This window comes from Bifidobacterium pullorum subsp. saeculare (assembly GCF_016899725.1).
GTDB lineage: Bacteria > Actinomycetota > Actinomycetes > Actinomycetales > Bifidobacteriaceae > Bifidobacterium > Bifidobacterium pullorum_C.
Window position 1 is genome coordinate 16,683 of the sequence record NZ_JACLYU010000004.1, and the last position, 19,710, is coordinate 36,392.

At 63.5% G+C, this 19,710-nt stretch carries 11 protein-coding genes and 1 pseudogene; 5 read left to right on the forward strand and 7 right to left on the reverse strand.

Going from position 1 to position 19,710, the window contains the following annotated elements:
• The first annotated feature begins 64 nt into the window (after positions 1–64).
• Positions 65–343 (forward strand): hypothetical protein, encoded by a 279-nt coding sequence (locus tag H7U32_RS03730; protein ID WP_204468210.1) that lies wholly within the window; start codon positions 65–67, stop codon positions 341–343.
• A 121-nt stretch (positions 344–464) separates the two neighbouring features.
• Here H7U32_RS03730 and mmsB read toward each other — a convergent pair whose 3' ends face one another.
• The 4 genes and pseudogenes from mmsB to H7U32_RS03750 form a co-directional block, all read right to left on the reverse strand.
• Positions 465–1,691 carry a multiple monosaccharide ABC transporter permease gene (mmsB, locus tag H7U32_RS03735; protein ID WP_204468212.1) on the reverse strand — a complete coding sequence of 409 codons (1,227 nt, stop codon included), beginning with the start codon at positions 1,689–1,691 and terminating at the stop codon, positions 465–467.
• Positions 1,692–1,758: 67 nt separating this feature from the next.
• Positions 1,759–3,297 (reverse strand): ATP-binding cassette domain-containing protein, encoded by a 1,539-nt coding sequence (locus H7U32_RS03740; RefSeq protein WP_440201431.1) that lies wholly within the window; start codon positions 3,295–3,297, stop codon positions 1,759–1,761.
• A 206-nt stretch (positions 3,298–3,503) separates the two neighbouring features.
• Positions 3,504–4,613 carry a substrate-binding domain-containing protein gene (locus H7U32_RS03745; protein ID WP_204468215.1) on the reverse strand — a complete coding sequence of 370 codons (1,110 nt, stop codon included), beginning with the start codon at positions 4,611–4,613 and terminating at the stop codon, positions 3,504–3,506.
• Positions 4,614–4,820: 207 nt separating this feature from the next.
• Positions 4,821–6,006, reverse strand: a pseudogene (locus tag H7U32_RS03750) (IS256 family transposase).
• A gap of 199 nt (positions 6,007–6,205) precedes the next feature.
• Here H7U32_RS03750 and H7U32_RS03755 point away from each other — a divergent pair.
• Positions 6,206–8,611, forward strand: a complete 2,406-nt coding sequence (locus H7U32_RS03755; protein WP_204468217.1) for a hypothetical protein — start codon at positions 6,206–6,208, stop codon at positions 8,609–8,611.
• 381 nt (positions 8,612–8,992) lie between these two features.
• On the opposite strand, the gene H7U32_RS03760 is transcribed toward H7U32_RS03755, so the two are convergent.
• Both H7U32_RS03760 and guaA read right to left on the reverse strand, forming a co-directional pair.
• Positions 8,993–10,261, reverse strand: a complete 1,269-nt coding sequence (locus tag H7U32_RS03760; RefSeq protein WP_204468219.1) for an ATP-binding protein — start codon at positions 10,259–10,261, stop codon at positions 8,993–8,995.
• A gap of 103 nt (positions 10,262–10,364) precedes the next feature.
• Positions 10,365–11,927, reverse strand: a complete 1,563-nt coding sequence (gene guaA / locus H7U32_RS03765) for a glutamine-hydrolyzing GMP synthase (RefSeq protein ID WP_204468220.1) — start codon at positions 11,925–11,927, stop codon at positions 10,365–10,367.
• 493 nt (positions 11,928–12,420) lie between these two features.
• Here guaA and H7U32_RS03770 point away from each other — a divergent pair, with 493 nt between their 5' ends.
• The 3 genes from H7U32_RS03770 to H7U32_RS03780 all read left to right on the forward strand — a co-directional run bounded on the left by H7U32_RS03770 (position 12,421) and on the right by H7U32_RS03780 (position 18,173).
• Positions 12,421–14,898 (forward strand): phosphoketolase, encoded by a 2,478-nt coding sequence (locus H7U32_RS03770; protein ID WP_204468222.1) that lies wholly within the window; start codon positions 12,421–12,423, stop codon positions 14,896–14,898.
• 205 nt (positions 14,899–15,103) lie between these two features.
• The gene (gene pta, locus H7U32_RS03775) at positions 15,104–16,771 is read left to right on the forward strand and encodes a phosphate acetyltransferase (protein ID WP_323804569.1); all 1,668 of its coding nucleotides are present in this window, start codon (positions 15,104–15,106) and stop codon (positions 16,769–16,771) included.
• 172 nt (positions 16,772–16,943) lie between these two features.
• Positions 16,944–18,173, forward strand: a complete 1,230-nt coding sequence (locus tag H7U32_RS03780; protein WP_204468223.1) for an acetate/propionate family kinase — start codon at positions 16,944–16,946, stop codon at positions 18,171–18,173.
• Between the two features lie 102 nt (positions 18,174–18,275).
• Here the strand turns inward: H7U32_RS03780 and aroA are convergent, their stop codons facing one another.
• The gene (gene aroA / locus H7U32_RS03785; protein WP_204468225.1) at positions 18,276–19,667 is read right to left on the reverse strand and encodes a 3-phosphoshikimate 1-carboxyvinyltransferase; all 1,392 of its coding nucleotides are present in this window, start codon (positions 19,665–19,667) and stop codon (positions 18,276–18,278) included.
• Positions 19,668–19,710: the final 43 nt, after the last annotated feature.

Below are 19,710 nucleotides of genomic sequence, written 5' to 3' on the forward strand. Positions count from 1 at the left end.
GCGCGGGTCAGAGAATCTGGCCCGCGCACCGTTATCCATCATCATTGCAGTACAGGGAGTACTTATGAGCGACAAGGCAAGAATGATTCTCTACGCGCTGACTGCGGCGGCCTGCGCAGCATGGGAGGCGCAATCCGTTCGCGACTACATCGCAGATGGCACACTGACCAGCGCACCCAGCATCATCTTCCTCGTTTGCGTGGGCGTGGCGACCGTGTATTGCGCGATCAACGCCTTTATCCTCTGGCAACGTAACCGCCGTTCCCGTCACGATGGCACGGACGCTAACGATGTCTCCGGAGCCCCGGCGGACAAAACCTCCGAAGACGGCTCCGCAGCCTGATTCCGTTCCGCTTTTCACACTACGCAGCACAGCGCAAAAAAACGAGGGGGCGGGCGACTGGAATGTCGCCCGCCCCCTTGCATGTTCTAAGAGGGAGAACCGGCGAGAAGCCGGTTTCAGGTCAGCCCTTCTTGCGCTTAGAGAGTAGATCGTAAGCCACTGCGGCGATGACCACGAGACCCTTGATGGTCTTCACCCAAGCGGCGTCGACACCCATGATGGACAGGCCCTGGTTGAGCACGCCCATGATCAAGGCGCCGACCATCGCGCCAGGAATGGTGCCCACGCCGCCGGTGACTGCAGTGCCGCCGATGAAGCAGGCAGCGATGGCGTCCATCTCGAACTCCATGCCGGTCTGCGCGGTGGCGGAGGCCAGACGAGACAGCGTGATGATGGAGGCGATGGCGACCAGGAAGCCCATGTTGAGGAAAATCTGGAAATCGACCTTGCGGGTGTCGATGCCGGATAGGATCGCAGCCTTGCGGTTACCGCCCACGGCATACACGTTGCGGCCGAACACCATGCGGTTGAGCACGAAGTAGTACACTCCGACGAGCACACCGATGATTACCAGCACAATCGGGATGCCGCCCTGGGTGGCGTTGCCGGAGGATGCCAGCAGGTAAGTGAAGTACGCGATGAACAGGGTCGCGACGACACACTTCAGGACAACGAAGCTCATCGGCTGGACCGACAGACCGTTCTTGACTGCCTTGGCACGCTTGCGCAGCTGGAGCCAGATTACGAGCACGATGGCGATGAGTCCGGCGATCAATGCCGTCAAGGCCAGGTCACCGACGAAAATCGTAGGCACATAGCTGATGGAGATGGCTCGGAAAGTGGAATCAGAGACCGGGATGGACTCGCCGGCAACCACAGTGGCCAAGCCACGGAAAATAAGCATGCCGCCCAGCGTGGTCACGAATCCAGGCACGCCCACATAGGCGACCCAGAAACCGTGCCAAGCGCCGATGACCAGACCGAGGGCAATCATGATGATGATCGCGACGTACCAAGGCATTCCGCTTTTCATCGCGAGCGCGCCGATGCCACCGACAAAAGCGACCACCGAGCCCACGGACAAGTCGATATGGGTAGCAATGATCACCATCAACATGCCGATGGCGGAGATGAGCACGTACGCATTCTGCTGGAACAGCGCCACAACGTTGTTCGGATTGAGCAGGCGGCCGCCGGTGAGAATCTGGAAGACAATAATCACCAAGACAAGCGCCAGATAAATGCCGTAGGAGCGCATGTTGCCAAGCAGCAGGTCCTTGAGGCTCTGTTCCTTGACTTCCTTCTTCGGAGCCCGCGCCGATGCGGGTGTTGCGGTTGCAGTGGACATGGGTATGGTTCCTTTCACATCACGGAAAACTGACGAGATGATGACAATGCGGACATCGGGCGGCCGCTCAGGCGAAGGACTCGCTCTTAGGCAGGGCCGTGTTGGAGGTCATGTACCGCATGAGCTCCTCCTGGTTGGTCTGCTTCGCGTCGAAGACACCGGTGATCGATCCGGCGCTCATCGTGTAGATGCGGTCGCAGATGCCAAGCAACTCGGGCAGCTCGGAGCTGATCACGACGACGGCGGAGCCGGCGTCAGCAAGCTGATCGATGATTTCGTAGATGTCGTACTTGGCGCCGACATCGATGCCACGTGTCGGTTCGTCAAGGATGAGCACCTTCGGATTGGTGGCCATCCATTTGGCAAGTACGACCTTCTGCTGGTTACCACCGGAAAGATTGCCGGCAGGCATTTCAATCGTCGGCGCTTTGGTGCGGAATTCCCTGCGGTACTGTTCGGCGACCTGCTTCTCACGGGTCTCGTCAATCACACCGTGTTTGCTCAGGGCCTTGAGGCTGGCCATCGAAGTATTCTCTCGAATGGTCTTCATGAGATTCAGGCCATATACCTTGCGGTCCTCGGTGGCGTAGGCGACACCATGGTCGATGGCGGAACGCACGGTCGGGAAGGAGACTTCCTTGCCTTCAAGGAAGACCTTGCCACTGGCATGAGTGCCATACTGGCGACCGAATACGCTCATCGCAGTCTCGGTGCGACCTGCACCGATGAGACCGGCCAATCCCACGATCTCACCCTCACGCACGTTGAAGTTCACACCCTTGGCGACCAGACGATGCTCGTCAAGGGGATGGTACATCTTCCAGTCCTCGACACGGAACATCTCCTTGCCGATCTTCGGCGTATGCTCCGGATACCTGTTGGTCAGCGGACGCCCCACCATGTCACGAATCAAGGCATCCTGGTCGAGCGGGTGAGAGGCATCGATCTCGAAATGGGAGATGGTCTGGCCGTCACGAATCACCTGCACGGCATCGGCGGATGCCGCAATCTCATTAAGCTTGTGCGAGATGATGATGGCGGTGATGCCCTGCTCGCGGCGCAGGTTGTCGACAAGTTTGAGCAGCTTGGCCGAATCCTCGTCATTCAACGCCGCAGTGGGCTCGTCAAGGATGAGCAGCTTGACGTCCTTGGTCAGCGCCTTGGCGATTTCGACCAACTGTTGTTTGCCGACGCCGATGTTGGAAATCTTGGTGTCAGGATTCTCGTCGAGACCGACCGTACCCATGACGTCCAGCGCGATTCTGCGCTGTTCGTCCGCATCGATGGCGATTCCCTTGGTGCGCTGGTTGCCGAGGAAGATATTCTCCTCGATAGTCATATACGGCACCAACGCGAGCTCCTGGTGGATAATCACGATGCCTTTCGCCTCGGAATCGCGAATCGCCCCGAACTTACAGGTCTCGCCGTTGTAGATGATGTCACCCTCATAGGTACCGTAGGGATACACCCCCGACAGCACATTCATCAGAGTGGATTTGCCGGCGCCGTTCTCGCCACAAATCGAGAAGATCTGGCCGCGTTTGACGGTGATGTTCACGTCATTCAATGCGGTGACCGGACCGAAGCGCTTGATGATATGACGCATCTCGAGGATGACGTCGTCATTGTTGGCCACTGTTGCCTCCTGGTTGGTTCCTTCTTTGTGCCCTGCGGACATGCCGGGAGCGCCGCGCCACGCGTCCTTGCGTTGTTTCGCTCGGCTTGGGGCACGGCGCCCCTGCTGTCGGCCCTTCCGGGGCCGGCCTACCTCAGCCGGCCCCGGTATGGCCGTTCATCGCCCTGGCGTCACTGTCACAGGCCGGCATCTTTGGCGGAGATATAGCCGGAGTCGACCAACACCTCCTTGATGTTGTCCTTGTCCACGGTGACCGGTGTCAGCAGCTTCGAGGGCACATCCTTCGTGCCGTTGTTGTAGGAGTCGGAGAAATCGGGCTTCTTGCCAGAGACGAGGTCATGAATCAGCTCCGCAGTGGCCTTGGCCAGCTCACGGGTGTCCTTGTACACCGTCATGGACTGCTTGCCCTGCACGATGGCCTGCACATTGGCCTTCTCAGCGTCCTGGCCAGTAATGATCGGATAGTAGTCCCATCCAGCGGCGTCGACGGCATTGTACGTGCCGGTCGCCTCGGCGTCGTTCTGTGCGAGCACCGCATCAAGATGAGTGCCATCATTGTAGAAGGAGTTGATACGGTTCTCCATCTCGGACTGGGCCTTCTGACGGTCCCAGTTGTCGATGCCGATGGATTGCCATTCCGCGGCGCTGGCCGGCACCTTACCCGACTTGGCCTGCAGCACACCGGACTCGTAGTACTTGCCGAGCACATCCCAAGCGCCCTTGAAGTACTCGCTCGCATTGTTGTCGGTCGGGGAACCCGCCATGAGTTCCACGTTGAACGGACCGGTCTTGCCATCCTTGAGCCCGAGCTTTTCCTCGATGTACTGACCTTGGAGCTTACCGACCTCCTGCAGCGAGAATGTGGTGTAATAGTCGACCGCGTCAGTGTTCATAATCAGTCGGTCATAGGCAATCACCGTACCGCCGTTGGCCTTGACCTGCTCTGCAGCTGCGCCAGTGGACGTGCCATCGATGGAGGCGATGACCACGTAATCCATGTCGTTGTTCGCCATATTCTGAATCTGCGAAGTCTGCAGATCGGTCTTGCCATCGGCATACTGCAGAGTGACCTCGTAGCCGTACTTCTCCAGCTGCTGCTTGAGGTTGTTGCCGTCAATCTTCCAACGCTCAAGCATCTGCTCCGGCATCGAGATGCCAACCTTGACATCCTTGGCATCCTTCGGCCCCGCAGAGTCGCCACCGCCTCGCGTACTTCCGCACGCGGAGACCGGGATGAGCATCGCAGCCGCGGCCGCGGCCGCGGCGATCTTGGTCCACTTCTTCATGGCTTAGGGATCCTTTCTTCGTTGATCGGAGTTCACTTCCCCATAGCGGGTTCGGCTCTTTCACCGATTCCCGTGATTTGAATATATCACATAGTTCATTGATTTAATAATATGAATCGCCGAAATTTCAGATAAGTCAGACAGGCCACCTGGTTGTGCCCGATGTTTTGCGCAAATGTGGCCTGGTCCGTCGTCGGGGGAATGACTTCAGTCGGTTGATTGCATGATGCCGTCGAGCCGGGACATGTCCAGGTAGCGGCGGCTCGACCAATCGTTGGCGGTGACGTAGCGGATCCTGGCGCAGATGAGCATGAGCGCGCTCCTGCCATCCGGGAAGCTGCCGACGACGCGGGTGCGGCGGCGGATCTCCCGGTTCAATCGTTCGATCATGTTGTTCGTGCGGATCCGCCGACGGTGCTCGACGGGGTAGTCGTCGAGCAGGTAGGTGGTCGACTCGCCTATGCCCTCCCTGAGGCAGGATGCGGCGGCCTTCAATCCGCGGGATTCCATCTGCGCGGCCACATCCTCCGCCTTCCTCAACGCGGCGTCGCGGGATTCCATGGCGAACACGGCCTTGAGCGCGCCGGCCGCCCATGCCATGTGTTTGCGGCTGACCCTGGAGAGCACGTTGCGCATGAAGTGGACCGTGCACCGCTGGTACCGCGCGCCGGGCAGCATCGCGTTCACCGTGGCCACCAGCCCGGCGCACCGGTCGCCCGCCACCAGGCGCACGCCCTTCAGACCGCGTTCGATCAGGCTCCTGACGAACCGCTCCCAGCTGGCCCTGTCCTCCTTCATGCCCTCCGCGACCCCGACGACCTCCCGATGGCCCGTGTCGTCCACGCCGATCGCGACCAGCACGCTCACGTTCTCGACCGACCCGCCCCACGTGCGCCTGTCGCCGCACGCCGTCCACGAACAGGTACGGGTACGAACGCTCCAACGGCCTGTTGCGCCATTCGTCGATCTGCGCGTACACCCCCTTGAGCTTGTCCGAGAGCGTCTGCGAGGGCATCCGCTCGCCCCACAGCAGGCGGCTGATGTCGTCGACCTGACGGGTCGAGACGCCGGCCAGGTACATGTCGATCAGCGCCTCCTCGACGCTCTGCTCACGACGCCTGTAGCGGTCGATCACCGCCGACTCGAACAGCGCGCCCTTGAGCTTGGGGACCCTGAGGGTCACGGTCCCGGCCTTCACGGTCAGGTCACGCTCGTAATGACCCGCCCGGTACGCCCTCCTCTCCCCGGTGCGCTCGTACCTGGCCGCGCCGGTGATCTCGTCCGCCTCCGCGTCCAGCATCGCGTTCAACAGCTCCTCGACCTTCCGGGACACCAATCGGCCCAGCTTCGTCTCGAGCATGTTCTCATCGACCTGTAGAATCTGATCCTGCATGGTTCCGTCGCCTCTTTCCATAGCGGTTTTGTTTGGCGACTGAAATCGCACCCAGACGACGGGCCATGCCTCTTCATTCAGGCCTCAACCAAAGTGCGCAACAAACCGGGCGTTATCATTGAAGGCATTCACGTTCGACGATATCGAGTTTTAGCGAGACATAGCTGGAATGAACAATACGGTCGCAACTGCTTTCTTCATGGATGACGACAGGCCGCTCATCCAATACGAGCTCGCATTCCAAGAGAAGCCGAAGCTCCTCATGGCTGAACCCAGTTCTTTCGGAAGCTCATCGGGTGCCAGAGAGGTTTATGCTGGCGTGACCGAGACGCTTGAGGACAGCATCAAGTGGGAACCACGCGTAGACGAGGCGGACAAGCTCGACTACATCGTCGCGGTGAGCAGCGGCGTCCTTTCCGGCCTTATTGATGTCTTCTACGTGGGCGAGCTCTCCCTCGACCGCGCAAACGAGTGGGGTAGGGACAAGATCGAGAAGGTGGTGATGAAGGTCGCCCACGTGGAAGGTTACTCCGGGGATGACCTAAGCGACGCGATAAAGACGCTCGAGAAGAACCACCCGCTTGCGGCTGATGGCAACACCAACGACTTCGGCGGAGGACTGCAGCACCACCTTCGCGACTTCTCGCACCATTTCAGCATCGGCGGCCTGTTCTTCTCGATATTCACCCAGTTCACCGGGCTTGTCGTGGGAACCGACAAGGCGGGCATGCCGCACGTCGTTCCCGTCCCCAAGTCGCACAGGGCCTGCATCGGAAAGAACTTCCAGGAGAAGATCGCCTTTGGAACCATCGGCTGGTTCTTCCACATGGTAAGCGACATGGCAGGCTCCAGCGGTGCGCTCATGGGCGGCACCGGCATTCCCGGCCCACTCGTATCGTTCATGAAGGAGCTCTCGGCGCTCCCGTTCTTCAAAGAGTCCGGCGACGGAGACATGGGCTTCCGTCTGTGGGTAACCAAGCTCTTCAACGGAACCTTGCTTGCCGATCACAACGAGAACGGCAGGATAATCAAGGACAGCGTCAAGAAGTTCGACCTGCGCACCGAGGTCGGCATACTCGGCGAGGTCGGAAGGCAGACCATCCCGGTGCTCATAAACCAGTGCGTCGTGCGCGGGTTCTACTTCTGCAGGAGGCTTGCCCGCGAGGTCCGGGACCTTGGGATACGCTGCATTGGCGACCTCGAGCGAATCGCCCCCGAGGACATTCTTCCCTGGGGCACCCCCGCCATGCGCCGCATGGTCACCGTGTCGAGCGGCGTCTTCACCGGCGTGGACATCGCCGACGCCGCCGTGAGGGCCATCATGGGCAAGGACCCCGTCACGTTTTTCCTACGCGTGAACTACGTGGGCGTGGCGACTTTCGTGATCGCCTGCGTCGTAGACGTAAACGCCACGCTCAAAGACAGGGAGTTGGAAGAGGGCGAGAGCCCGGAGGAGGCATACGAGCACGGGCTTTCCGACCTTGGCTGTCTCAAGCTCGACTTTATGCAGGCGCGAATGCTGCACTCAATCGAATACGCCATCGTCGCCCACGACATCACAGAAGAGAAGCACCCAAAGCACGCCGAGAGGAAGCGCGCGTGGCTCAAGGAATGGAGCGAGATGGTCGTCGAAACGGTCGACCTCGCTTGGGCAGCAAACGCCGGGTACTTCCTGGGCAGTGATGCCATATACGACTCCGTCGCGACACGGCTCGATAACTGCGCGAACAGCTCCTGGCTGTGGCTCGTCGCGATGGAAGCAAAGCGGTTCAAGCCCTACGTTCCGCTACATGGCGACAACGACAAGCTCTACAAGGGGCTCAAGCTCGGCAGCGACTACCTCGGCGAGGTGTTCTGCGAGCGCCAGAGCGTCGTGGGAAAGAAGGACCTCACGAAGCTAGACAAAGCGGTTAACAACGCACGCGGTAAGCTTGACGGTGCCGTGACCAAACGTGTCGTTGGAGCTGCGGGAACCGTGGTTGTCGTGGCAGCGACTGGTGGTCTCGCGTTCTACTTCGCACCCGCCATAGCACCGACATTGGCTGCGGCTCTGGGGCTTGAGGCGGCCGCGCTGCACGGAGCTGCTCTCACGAGTGCCAGCCTTGCATTTCTTGGCGGCGGCGCCATCGCCGCCGGTGGCGCCGGCATGGCAGGCGGGACTATGCTCATAGCTGGCGGCGGCGCGCTGCTCGGAGCCGTCGGTGGATCCGGCGTCTCTGCCGCAACGTCGATGGCGCTTGTGACGAACGGGGGCTACGTGCTGGACGAGTGCGCCAAGCTCGTAGCCTTCTGCGAGGAAGTGCTTATCGGGCGGTACGGCGACCTTAACTCCGTCGCTGAAATCCATACCGTGCTGAACCAGCGGATAGTCGAGCTTGAAGTTGAGATTGAAGCAGTAAAACGCAGGGTGCCTGACAATGAGGTTCCCGAGGACGATGACGATAAGACCGACGACAAGGAAGATATCAGCCCAAAGAGGATGATCAAGATCATGAACCGAAGCAGAAAGTACATGAGACGCAGCAGTGACGAGCTCGCCAAGGCTCTGAAGACAGCGACCAAGAAGATGAGCGCCCTGCCAGCTGTTGGTAAGACGGAATCATGAGTGACATTGAGGGACAAGCGCCAGCTGCCAACAACGTCGTTCCGACAATAAGCACTGATGCGCTCTAAGAAACGCAAGGGGTTTGTCGGCAATTCCATAAGCGAAACTGTACGAAAAGCGGCTGGCAACTCGCTGCCGAGCAATATCGGAGCATGAATGTCATCGTTGTTCAAAAGCTCTAGCGCACTTAAGCCTCTCACCTGCCCTGCCCTTCATTCCGAGTAGATGAGAGTAAGTCCGAGCAGGTTAGAGTGGATAAGGGTAGCCAGCGCACAGCCCGACCATCATTAGAATAAAAGCCCGCAGTTCGGCTCCATGACGTGCCGCCTGCTAAGCAATTGGCGCGGGTAAGAAAAGGGCCGAGTAGGTAAGAGCAGTTTCCTAGCAGTCTGCTCCCGCCGAAGCGTCCCGCTGCGCCACCCCGAACGTCCGCCCTTCCCCGATCAGATCCGTCACGTTCTCGTGCACGATGCCGCCGCGGTGCTGTATCGGGTCTCCGCGCGTGATGACGAACTTGGGCCAGTTGTCCCGTATCTGCTCGAGCGGGCGGTATTCGCGCTCCTCAGTTGCGCGGTCGTTCATGATGGTCATCGCCACCTGCACGTAGGCGTACTCCATCTCCGGAGAGCGCATGACGAAGTCGCACTCGAGCTTACCGATGCGGCCCACACTCACCTCGTAGCCCAGGCTCCGGGCGTAGCTGTACACGATGTTCTCAAGCACCGGCCCGTAGTTGATGCGGTTGTCGGTGTTGAGGGCGAAGTAGAAGCTCAGGTCGGCGAGATAGTACTTCTGCTCCCCCTGGAGCGACTTGCGCGACTTCATATCGAAGCGTGCGCACTTGCTGATGATCTTGGCGTCCTCGAGAATCTGGAGGTAGCGGTTGAGCGTCTCTCGCTTGATGCGGACGCCCTGCCGCCCGAGGTCGGAGAGGATGTTCGAGAGCGAGGTCGTCGCGCCGAAGTTGTTGATCACGTAGTCACGCACCCGGTTGAAGACCGAGACGTTCTTCACCTTCACGCGCCGGCGGATGTCCTTCTCGAAAATCTCCCTGATGACGGAGCTCACATAGGCGCGCTTGTCCGCCATCCTGGGGTAGTCGAGCGCCTTGGGGAAGCCACCCTCGAGGATGTAACGGTCAAGCTCGGCCACAGGGTTGGGGTCGACCGCCTGCCCGAGGAAGCGCTTCATCTCACGGTACTCCTTGAAGCTGAGCGTCTGCACCTCGAACTCGACGTAGCGCCCCGTCAACTTGGTGGCGAGCTCGCCGGAAAGCAGGTAGGAGTTCGACCCGGTGATGAAGATGGAGAACCCGCCCTCGGCGCGGAACTCGTTCACCACCTCCTCGAACCCCTCAACGTTCTGCACCTCATCGATGAAGAGGTACTTCATGCCGCTGATCTTGAGCGCGGGCTCTATCAGCGCCTCGAGCTGGTCCGGCGTCTTCACCGAGCGGAAGCCGTACCGGTCGAGGTCGAGGTGGATGATGTGGTCCTCCTCCACCCCCGTGGCCCTGAGCTCCTCGGCGATGGTCTGCATGAGGCACGACTTGCCGCACCGGCGTACCCCGGTGAGGACCTTGATCACGCCATCGTCGTGGTAGAACCCGCGGATCTTCTCGAGGTAGTCCTCGCGCTCGAACAGACGCACACTGGCCCCAATCTCTCGACTAGGGCCAGTGTAGCAAATATCTCGTTTATCGGGGTATTTTTAGCAAAACTGACGATTTATACCCCCATAACTGCCGAATTTCCTACTCCCATTCGATGGTCGCCGGCGGCTTGGAGGTCACGTCGAGGACGACGCGGTTGATCTGGCGGCACTCGTTGGTGATGCGCGTGGAGATCGTGGCGAGCACGTCGTAGGGCACGCGGGACCAGTCGGCGGTCATCGCGTCCTCCGAGGAGACCGGGCGCAGCACGATCGGCGAGCCGTAGGTGCGCTCGTCGCCCTGCACGCCCACGGAGTGCACGTCGGCCAGGAGCACGACCGGGCACTGCCAGATGTCGCGGTCCAGACCGGCCTTGGTGAGCTCCTCGCGGGCGATCGCGTCGGCCTCGCGCAGCACCTCGAGGCGCTCGCGCGTGATCTCGCCGACGATGCGGATGCCCAGGCCCGGCCCGGGGAAGGGCTGGCGCCAGACGATCGCGTCGGGCAGGCCCAGCTCGGTGCCGATGGCGCGCACCTCGTCCTTGAACAGGGTGCGCAGCGGCTCCACGAGCTCGAACTTGAGGTCCTCGGGCAGGCCGCCCACGTTGTGGTGGCTCTTGATGTTGGCCGCGCCGTCGCCGCCGCCGGACTCCACGACGTCCGGGTACAGCGTGCCCTGCACGAGGAATTTGACCTCCTTGCCGGAGGCGCCGGCCTCCTCGATGACCTGGCGCTGGGCCTTCTCGAAGGTACGGATGAACTTCTCGCCGATGATCTTGCGCTTGCGCTCCGGCTCGGAGACGCCCTTGAGCGCGTCGAGGAAGTCCTCGGAGGCATCCACGGCGATGAGCTTGATGCCGGTGGCCTCGACGAAGTCGTGCTTGACCTGCTCGGCCTCGCCCTTGCGCAGCAGGCCGTGGTCCACGAACACGCAGGTGAGCTGCTCGCCGACGGCCTTGTGCACCAGGGCGGCCGCCACGGAGGAGTCCACGCCGCCGGACAGGCCGCAGATCACCTGGGCGTCGCCGACCTGCTCGCGGATCTTCCTGACCTGGTCCTCGATGATCGAGGAGGCGTCCCAGTCCGATCCCAGGCCCGCGCACTCGTGCAGGAAGGTCTCGATGAGCTTCTGGCCCAGCGGGGTGTGGCGCACCTCGGGGTGCCACTGCACGCCGTAGAGCTTGCGGGTGGTGTCCTGCATGGCGGCGACGGGCGCGCCCTCGGTGTGGGCGAGGACCTCGAAACCCGCCGGCGCGGTCTTGACGGCCACGCCGTGGCTCATCCAGGTGGTCTGCTCGGCCGGAGATCCGGCGAGCAGGCCCTCGGCGTGGTCGATCACGGTCTCGGTCTTGCCGTACTCGCCGAGCGCGGCCTTGTCCACGTCGGCGCCGAGCGCATAGGCCATGGCCTGGAAGCCATAGCAGATGCCGAGCACCGGCACGCCGGCCTCGAACAGCTTGGGATCGACGCGGGGGGCGCCGGGCTCGTACACGGAGGCCGGGCCGCCCGAGAGGATGATGGCCTTGGGATCCTTGGCCAGGATCTCATCGACCGGCATGGAATGGGGAACCAGCTCCGAGTAGACATGGGCCTCGCGCACGCGGCGGGCGATGAGCTGGGCGTACTGCGCGCCGAAATCGACGACGAGCACCGGACCTGTTGCCATGGAATCTCCCTTGTGAGTCGGCATACGGATGCGGATGGGACAGGGCCCGTGGAAGACCCCGATATGTCCATCGATTATGGCCGCGTTCGGCGACATCGCCACGCCGCCGGCGGCGCCCGCTCCCCCATTCCCTCGTCTTCACCGCAAGCGCACATTTGTTCGCATCCTGCGTTCAACACGCCGGCTTCCCGCAAGGAAAAGCGAACGCGTCTTAAGCCCGGCAAACCCGCTGGAACGGCTTTGTTGCAACGATTTGCGCCCCAAACTCCACAACGTGCATATTCACATTTTGCCCCCCATTTCATAACATTTCATAACATTTCAGCAACTTTATCGAACACAGATGCAAAAAAACCGCCAAACGTCGCGCTCGGAGCCTACTATGTTAAGCGATTGGGAACGGGGTTTCCTAAGCGCCGCAAGGCGCGAGGGCACACCGCGACCGAACCACAATAACCGATTGCACCGCGTGTGCAGGAACACAGGAGTACACATGACGAATCCTGTTATTGGCACCCCTTGGAAGAAGCTGGACGCTCCGGTTTCCGAGGAAGCCCTCGAAGGCGTTGACAAGTACTGGCGCGCCGCCAACTACCTGTCCATCGGCCAGATCTACCTTCGCAGCAACCCGCTGATGAAGGAGCCCTTCACCCGCGACGACGTCAAGCACCGTCTCGTCGGCCACTGGGGCACCACCCCGGGCCTGAACTTCCTGATCGGCCACATCAACCGCCTCATCGCTGACCACGGCCAGAACACCGTGATCATCATGGGCCCCGGCCACGGCGGCCCCGCCGGCACCTCCCAGTCCTACCTGGACGGCACCTACACCGAGACCTTCCCGAAGATCACGAAGGACGAGGCCGGCCTGCAGAAGTTCTTCCGTCAGTTCTCCTACCCGGGCGGCATCCCGTCCCACTTCGCCCCGGAGACCCCGGGCTCCATCCATGAGGGTGGCGAGCTGGGCTATGCCCTGTCCCACGCCTATGGCGCCGTGATGGACAACCCGAGCCTGTTCGTGCCGGCCATCGTCGGCGACGGCGAGGCCGAGACCGGCCCGCTGGCCACCGGCTGGCAGTCCAACAAGCTCGTCAACCCGCGCACCGACGGCATCGTCCTGCCGATCCTGCACCTCAACGGCTACAAGATCGCCAACCCGACGATCCTGTCCCGCATCTCCGACGAGGAGCTCCACGAGTTCTTCCACGGCATGGGCTATGAGCCGTACGAGTTCGTCGCCGGCTTCGACGACGAGGACCACATGTCCATCCACCGCCGCTTCGCGGACCTGCTCGAGTCCGTGTTCGACGAGATCTGCGACATCAAGGCCACCGCGCAGACCGACGACATGCATCGTCCGTTCTACCCGATGATCATCTTCCGCACGCCGAAGGGCTGGACCTGCCCGAAGTTCATCGACGGCAAGAAGACCGAGGGCTCCTGGCGCGCCCACCAGGTGCCGCTGGCCTCCGCCCGCGACACCGAGGCCCACTTCGAGGTCCTCAAGAACTGGATGTCCTCCTACAAGCCCGAGGAGCTCTTCGACGCCAACGGCGCCATCAAGCCCGAGGTCACTGCCTTCATGCCGAAGGGCGAGCTGCGCATCGGCGCCAACCCGAACGCCAACGGCGGTCTGCTGCGCAAGGACCTCGACCTGCCGAACCTCGACGACTACGAGGTCAAGGAGGTCAAGGAGTACGGCCACGGCTGGGGCCAGCTCGAGGCCACCCGCCGCCTGGGCGTCTACACCCGCGACGTCATCAAGAACAACATGGGCGACTTCCGCATCTTCGGCCCGGACGAGACCGCGTCCAACCGTCTGCAGGCCGCCTATGAGGTGACCGACAAGCAGTGGGACGCCGGCTACCTCTCCCCGCTGACCGACGAGCACATGGCCCACTCCGGTGCCGTCGTCGAGCAGCTCTCCGAGCACCAGATGGAAGGCTTCCTCGAAGGCTACATCCTCACCGGCCGCCACGGCATCTGGAGCTCCTACGAGTCCTTCGTGCACGTGATCGACTCCATGCTCAACCAGCACGCCAAGTGGCTCGAGGCGACCGTCCGCGAGATCCCGTGGCGCAAGCCGATCGCGTCCATGAACCTGCTCGTGTCCTCGCACGTGTGGCGCCAGGACCACAACGGCTTCTCGCACCAGGATCCGGGTGTCTCCTCGGTCATGCTGAACAAGACGTTCAACAACGACCACGTGGTTGACATCTACTTCCCGGCCGACTCCAACATGCTGCTGGCCGTGGCCGAGAAGTGCTACAAGTCCACCAACAAGATCAACCTGATCTTCGCCGGCAAGCAGCCGGCCGCCACCTGGCAGACCCTGGACGAGGCCCGTGAGGAGCTCGCCAAGGGCGCCGCCGAGTGGAAGTGGGCTTCCACCGCCAAGTCCAACGACGAGGCCCAGGTCGTGCTCGCCGCCGTGGGCGACGTGCCGACCCAGGAGATTATGGCCGCCGCCGACAAGCTCAGCGCCATGGGCATCAAGTTCAAGGTCGTCAACGTGGTGGACATCATCAAGATGCAGTCCGCCAAGGAGAACGACGAGGCCCTGACCGACGCCGAGTTCGCCGACCTCTTCACCGAGGACAAGCCGGTGCTGTTCGCGTACCACTCCTACGCGCACGACGTGCACGCGCTGATCTACGATCGCCCGAACCACGACAACTTCAACGTGCACGGCTACAAGGAGCAGGGCTCCACGACCACCCCGTTCGACATGGTCCGCGTCAACGACATGGATCGTTACGAGCTGACGGCCGAGGCCCTGCGCATGATCGACGCCGACAAGTACGCCGATGAGATCAAGAAGTTCGAGGACTTCCGCCTGGAGGCCTTCCAGTTCGCGGTCGACAACGGCTACGATCACCCGGATTACACCGACTGGGTGTATTCCGACGTGAAGACCGACAAGCAGGGCGCCGTCACCGCCACCGCCGCCACCGCCGGCGACAACGAGTGACGTTCCCGCTGATCGTCTGATCGGCTAGACCGCCAAGGGGCGCATGGGGTTTCCCATGCGCCCCTTTCTCATGCTGCCCGCGCATGCGCACGCCTCCACTCCCCGGCATCGGCCACAACAGGTGGCAACACACCGGCCACCACGCGCCGGCTGCGTACAATTGGGGGTTGTCCAAGCACTGTCCGATCAAAGGAGACATGACATCGTGACCGCATCCCGCGTCTATATCGCAAGCCCCGAGGCCGCCAACGGCCGCAACGTGGTCGCCTACGGAGTCGTCCGCGCCCTCGCCGCATCCAAGAAGACGGGCGTGTTCCGCCCGGCGGCCTGCCGCAAGGAGACCTTCACCGACGTGCTGCTGGGCGCCGCCAACGCCGGCATCGCCCGCGAGCAGGCCGTCGGCGTGTGTCCGCGCCGCGCCCGCGAGGACAAGGCCGGCGCCCGCGCCGACATCGTCGCCGCGTTCGAGGAGGCCGTCGCGGCCTCCTCCCCCGAGGCGATGGTCATCGTCGGCACCGACCACAGCGCGGTGAACGACCCCGCGGCGTTCGCGTTCAACGCCGACGTGGCCGCCGACCTGGCCGCCCCCGTCCTGCTGGCCGTGTGCGCGATCGACCGCACGCCCGCGGATGTCAAGGCCACCGTCGACGCCTGCGCGGCCGCCATCGCCGACGCCGGCACGAAGGTGCTCGGCGTATTCGTCACCGCTTGTGAGGACGTCAAGGCCGCCGACGTCAAGGCCGCCCTCGCCGGCGACACCCCGGTGTGGACCGTTCCGGCCGTGGACTTCGCCGACGCATCCGGCGCCGACGCCGCCGCCCAGGCCTTCGACGCGCATGTGCCCGCCGCCGAGCTGCTCGCCGCGCTCGACGCCCCGTTCGATGCCCCCGCCACCCCGAACGCCTTCCAGTACTCCCTGCTGGGCAAGGCCAAGGCCGATAAGAAGACCATCGTGCTGCCGGAGGGCGAGGAGGACCGCATCATCAAGGCGGCCGACTACCTGCTGGAACGCGACATCGTCGACCTGATCATCGTGGGCAGCAAGGACGCGATCCTGGCCCGTGGCGAGGAACTGGGCCTCAAGTCCCTGGGCAAGGCCTCCTTCCAGGCGATGGATGACGAGACCGTCCTCGCCCCGATGGTCGCCAAGCTGTGCGAGCTGCGCGCCAAGAAGGGCATGACCGAGGAGCAGGCCCGCAAGACGCTCACCGACCCCAGCTACTTCGGCACGATGCTCGTGGTGCTCGGCAAAGCCGACGGCCTGGTCTCCGGCTCCATCAACTCCACCGCCAACACCGTGCGCCCGGCCCTGCAGGTCATCAAGACCAAGCCCGGCCAGAAGCTCGTCTCCGGCGCGTTCCTCATGTGCTTCAAGGATCACGTGGCCGTATTCGCCGACTGCGCGATCAACCTCAACCCGGACGCCGAGCAGCTGGCGGAGATCGCCATCCAGTCCGCCGAGACGGCCCGCGCCTTCGGCATCGACCCGAAGGTCGGCATGCTCTCCTACTCCACGCTCGGCTCCGGCAAGGGCCCGGACGTCGACCTGGTGGAGGCCGCCACCGCCTTGGTCAAGGAGAAGGCCCCGGAGCTGCCGGTGGTCGGTTCGATCCAGTTCGACGCCGCCTGGTCCCCCACGGTGGCCGCCACCAAGGCCAAGGGCAACGACGTGGCCGGCCATGTCAACGTGTTCGTGTTCCCGGACCTGTGCGCCGGCAACATCGGCTACAAGGCCGTGCAGCGCTCCTCCGGCGCCCTCGCCATCGGCCCGGTGCTCCAGGGCCTCAACAAGCCGGTGAACGACCTGTCGCGCGGCGCCCTGGTGCAGGACATCATCAACACCATCGCGCTGACTGCCATCGAGGCGCAGTGACGCCCCGCCGTGGCCGCGTGGCCGTCCGCCCCCGCGGGGCGGGCCGCGCGGCCACGGCATGTCCCCTTGCCGACGCACGTGTTTGTAGCATGCGGCGAGTAATCTGAACCACGGACCTCCGTAGGGTCCGAACCCTGCGGAAATGCAAGAATCACAATGGAGGATGCCCACAATGGCGAAAACCGTCCTTGTCATCAATTCCGGCTCCAGCTCAATCAAGTACCAGCTGGTGGACCTCGAGTCCGGCGAAGGACTCGCGTCCGGCCTGGTCGAGAAGATCGGCGAGCCGACCGACGGCCACTACAAGCATGAGGTCAACGGCGAGAAGCATGAGTGCGAGGAGCCGATCGCGAACCACACCATCGGCCTGAAGAAGGTGCTCGGCTTCTTCAAGGAGTTCGGCCCGAACCTGGACGAGGCCGGCATCGTGGCCGTCGGCCACCGCGTCGTGCAGGGCGGCTCCATCTTCCCGAAGCCGGCGCTGTGCACCGAGGAGGTCGTCGAGAACATCAAGTCCCTCGCCGTGCTCGCCCCGCTGCACAACGGCCCGGAGGCCAAGGGCATCGAGGTCATGAAGCAGCTCATGCCCGACGTCCCGCAGATCGCCGTGTTCGACTCCTCTTTCTTCACCCAGCTGCCGGCGGTGTCCTCCACCTACGCGCTGAACAAAGAGGTCGCCAAGAAGTACGCGATCAAGCGCTACGGCGCCCACGGCACCTCCCATGAGTTCATCGGCGGCGTCGTGCCGTCCGTCGTCGGCAAGCCGGCCGAGGGACTTAAGCAGATCGTGCTGCACGTGGGCAACGGCGCCTCCGCCTCCGCCCAGATCTCCGGCGTGCCGGTCGAGACCTCCATGGGCCTGACTCCGCTCGAGGGCCTGGTCATGGGCGGCCGCACCGGCGACATCGACCCGGCCGTCGTGTTCCACCTGATCCGCAACGCCCACATGAACGTGGACGAGCTGGACACCCTGTTCAACAAGAAGTCCGGTCTGACCGGCATGACCGGCTACGGCGACATGCGCGAGATCCACCGCCTGGTGGCCGAGGGCGACGAGGACGCCAAGCTGGCCCTCGACGTGTACGTGCACCGCATCGTCGGCTACATCGGCAACTATGTGGCCCAGATGGGCGGCTGCGACGTCATCACCTTCACCGCCGGCGTCGGCGAGAACGACAACATCGTGCGCAAGATGGTGTGCGACAAGCTCGCCCCGTTCGGCGTCAAGCTGGACGAGGAGAAGAACGAGACCCGTTCCAAGGAGCCGCGCGTCATCTCCGCCCCCGACTCCTCCATCACCATCTGCGTGATCCCGACCAACGAGGAGCTGGCCATCGCCCGCAAGTCCGCGGCCATCGCCGAGGCCGGCAAGGATTCCTACGGCAACACGGTGAACGACTGATCCACAGTCGGACGGCCACGCGCCGTCCGACTGACACCATGACGAGGGGACGGTCCCGCAAGGGGCCGTCCCCTCGTCGTTCGTCGGCGCCGGCGCACGGGCTCACCGGCCGAGCATCGCCCGCCACATGCCCACGAAGTCGGGCAGCGTCTTACGCGTGGTCGCCACGTCCTTGACCTGCACGCCGGCGATCCGCAAGCCAAGCATCGCCGCGAAGGTGGCCATGCGATGGTCGGAGTAGGTCTCCATCGTCGCTCCGTGCATCGCGGCGGCCGGCACCGGCTCGATGACCAAGCCGTCGGGCAGTTCCTGCGCGTGTCCGCCGACGCGCCGGATCTCGGTGGCCAGAGCCTTGAGCCGGTCGGTCTCATGGCCGCGCAGATGCCCGATGCCCGTCAGAGACGTGGGCACGTCCGCGAAGACGAGGACGGCGGTCAGCGACGGGGCGATCTCACCGGCCACGGTCAGGTCGAACTCCCCCAGCCCGTGGATGGCGCCGCCGCTAGTGACCTGGCAGTACCGGATGCCTTCCCCGTCGACGGGGAAGGTGACGGTGGCGCCCATGCGCTCCAGATACCCGGGCAGCAATCCGCCGGGCTGGGTGGTGGATGCGGGCCAGTGGGGCACGCGCACGGTGCCACCCGCGATGAGAGCGGCGCCGAGGAACGGGGCCGCGTTCGACAGATCGGGTTCGACGGTGACTCGTTCCGGCAACTGCACTGGGCCGGCCGCCACATGCCAGACATGGCGCGGCTCGTCGGCCGTCGCGTCCACGCCCGCGGCCCTGAGGTCGGCGACGGTCATGCGGATATGCGGCAGGCTGGGGGTCCGCTCCCCCGTGTGCGTGAGCCGCAGGCCGCCGGGCATGCGCGCGCCGATGAGCAGCAGCCCCGAGATGAACTGGGAGGAGCCGGAGGAGTCGATGGCGACGACGGACGGGTCCCCGGCCGCGCCATCCCGTCCCGCGGCGGCGGGCGGAACGATGGTGAACGGCAGCCGCCCCTCCTCGCCGTGGTAGTCGATGCGGGCGCCGAGCTGGGCGAGCCCGTCGAGCACCGGCCCCATCGGACGGGCGTAGGCCTGCCGGTCGCCGTCGAAGCGGACCGGGCCGTCGGCGAACAGGGCGAGGCCGGGCACGAAGCGCATCACCGTGCCGGCCAGGCCGCAGAACACGTCGACGTCGCCGTGGAAGCGCCCGGAGGCGGGCGGGGTGATGGTGACCGTGGTCGGCGTGGCGGGGTCCACGGCCACGTCGACGCCGAGGGCACGCAGCGCGTCCATCATCAGGTCGGTGTCACGCGAGCGCAGCAGACCGACCAACGTGACCGGCCGGGCGCCGAGCGCGGCGAGGACGAGGTACCGGTTCGACAGTGATTTGCTGCCGGGCACCTCCACGGTCGCGTCCAAGGGCTCCGTGGCCTGCGGGGCCGGCCAGAGGCCGTCAGCGGTGTCGTCGGCGGCCGCCACGGCGCGGGTCGTGGTCTCTCCTGTCATGCGTCTGCGCTCCTTCCTGGGCCCGTGCCGGCCCTGTGATGTC

What these genes read in the sequence shown, in the direction of transcription:
- H7U32_RS03730 (WP_204468210.1), top strand. Translation starts at nt 65, where the DNA reads ATGAGCGACAAGGCAAGAATGATTCTCTACGCGCTGACTGCGGCGGCC.
- mmsB (WP_204468212.1), bottom strand. Translation starts at nt 1,691, where the DNA reads ATGTCCACTGCAACCGCAACACCCGCATCGGCGCGGGCTCCGAAGAAG.
- H7U32_RS03740 (WP_440201431.1), bottom strand. Translation starts at nt 3,297, where the DNA reads ATGCGTCATATCATCAAGCGCTTCGGTCCGGTCACCGCATTGAATGAC.
- H7U32_RS03745 (WP_204468215.1), bottom strand. Translation starts at nt 4,613, where the DNA reads ATGAAGAAGTGGACCAAGATCGCCGCGGCCGCGGCCGCGGCTGCGATG.
- H7U32_RS03755 (WP_204468217.1), top strand. Translation starts at nt 6,206, where the DNA reads ATGGATGACGACAGGCCGCTCATCCAATACGAGCTCGCATTCCAAGAG.
- guaA (WP_204468220.1), bottom strand. Translation starts at nt 11,927, where the DNA reads ATGGCAACAGGTCCGGTGCTCGTCGTCGATTTCGGCGCGCAGTACGCC.
- H7U32_RS03770 (WP_204468222.1), top strand. Translation starts at nt 12,421, where the DNA reads ATGACGAATCCTGTTATTGGCACCCCTTGGAAGAAGCTGGACGCTCCG.
- H7U32_RS03780 (WP_204468223.1), top strand. Translation starts at nt 16,944, where the DNA reads ATGGCGAAAACCGTCCTTGTCATCAATTCCGGCTCCAGCTCAATCAAG.
- aroA (WP_204468225.1), bottom strand. Translation starts at nt 19,667, where the DNA reads ATGACAGGAGAGACCACGACCCGCGCCGTGGCGGCCGCCGACGACACC.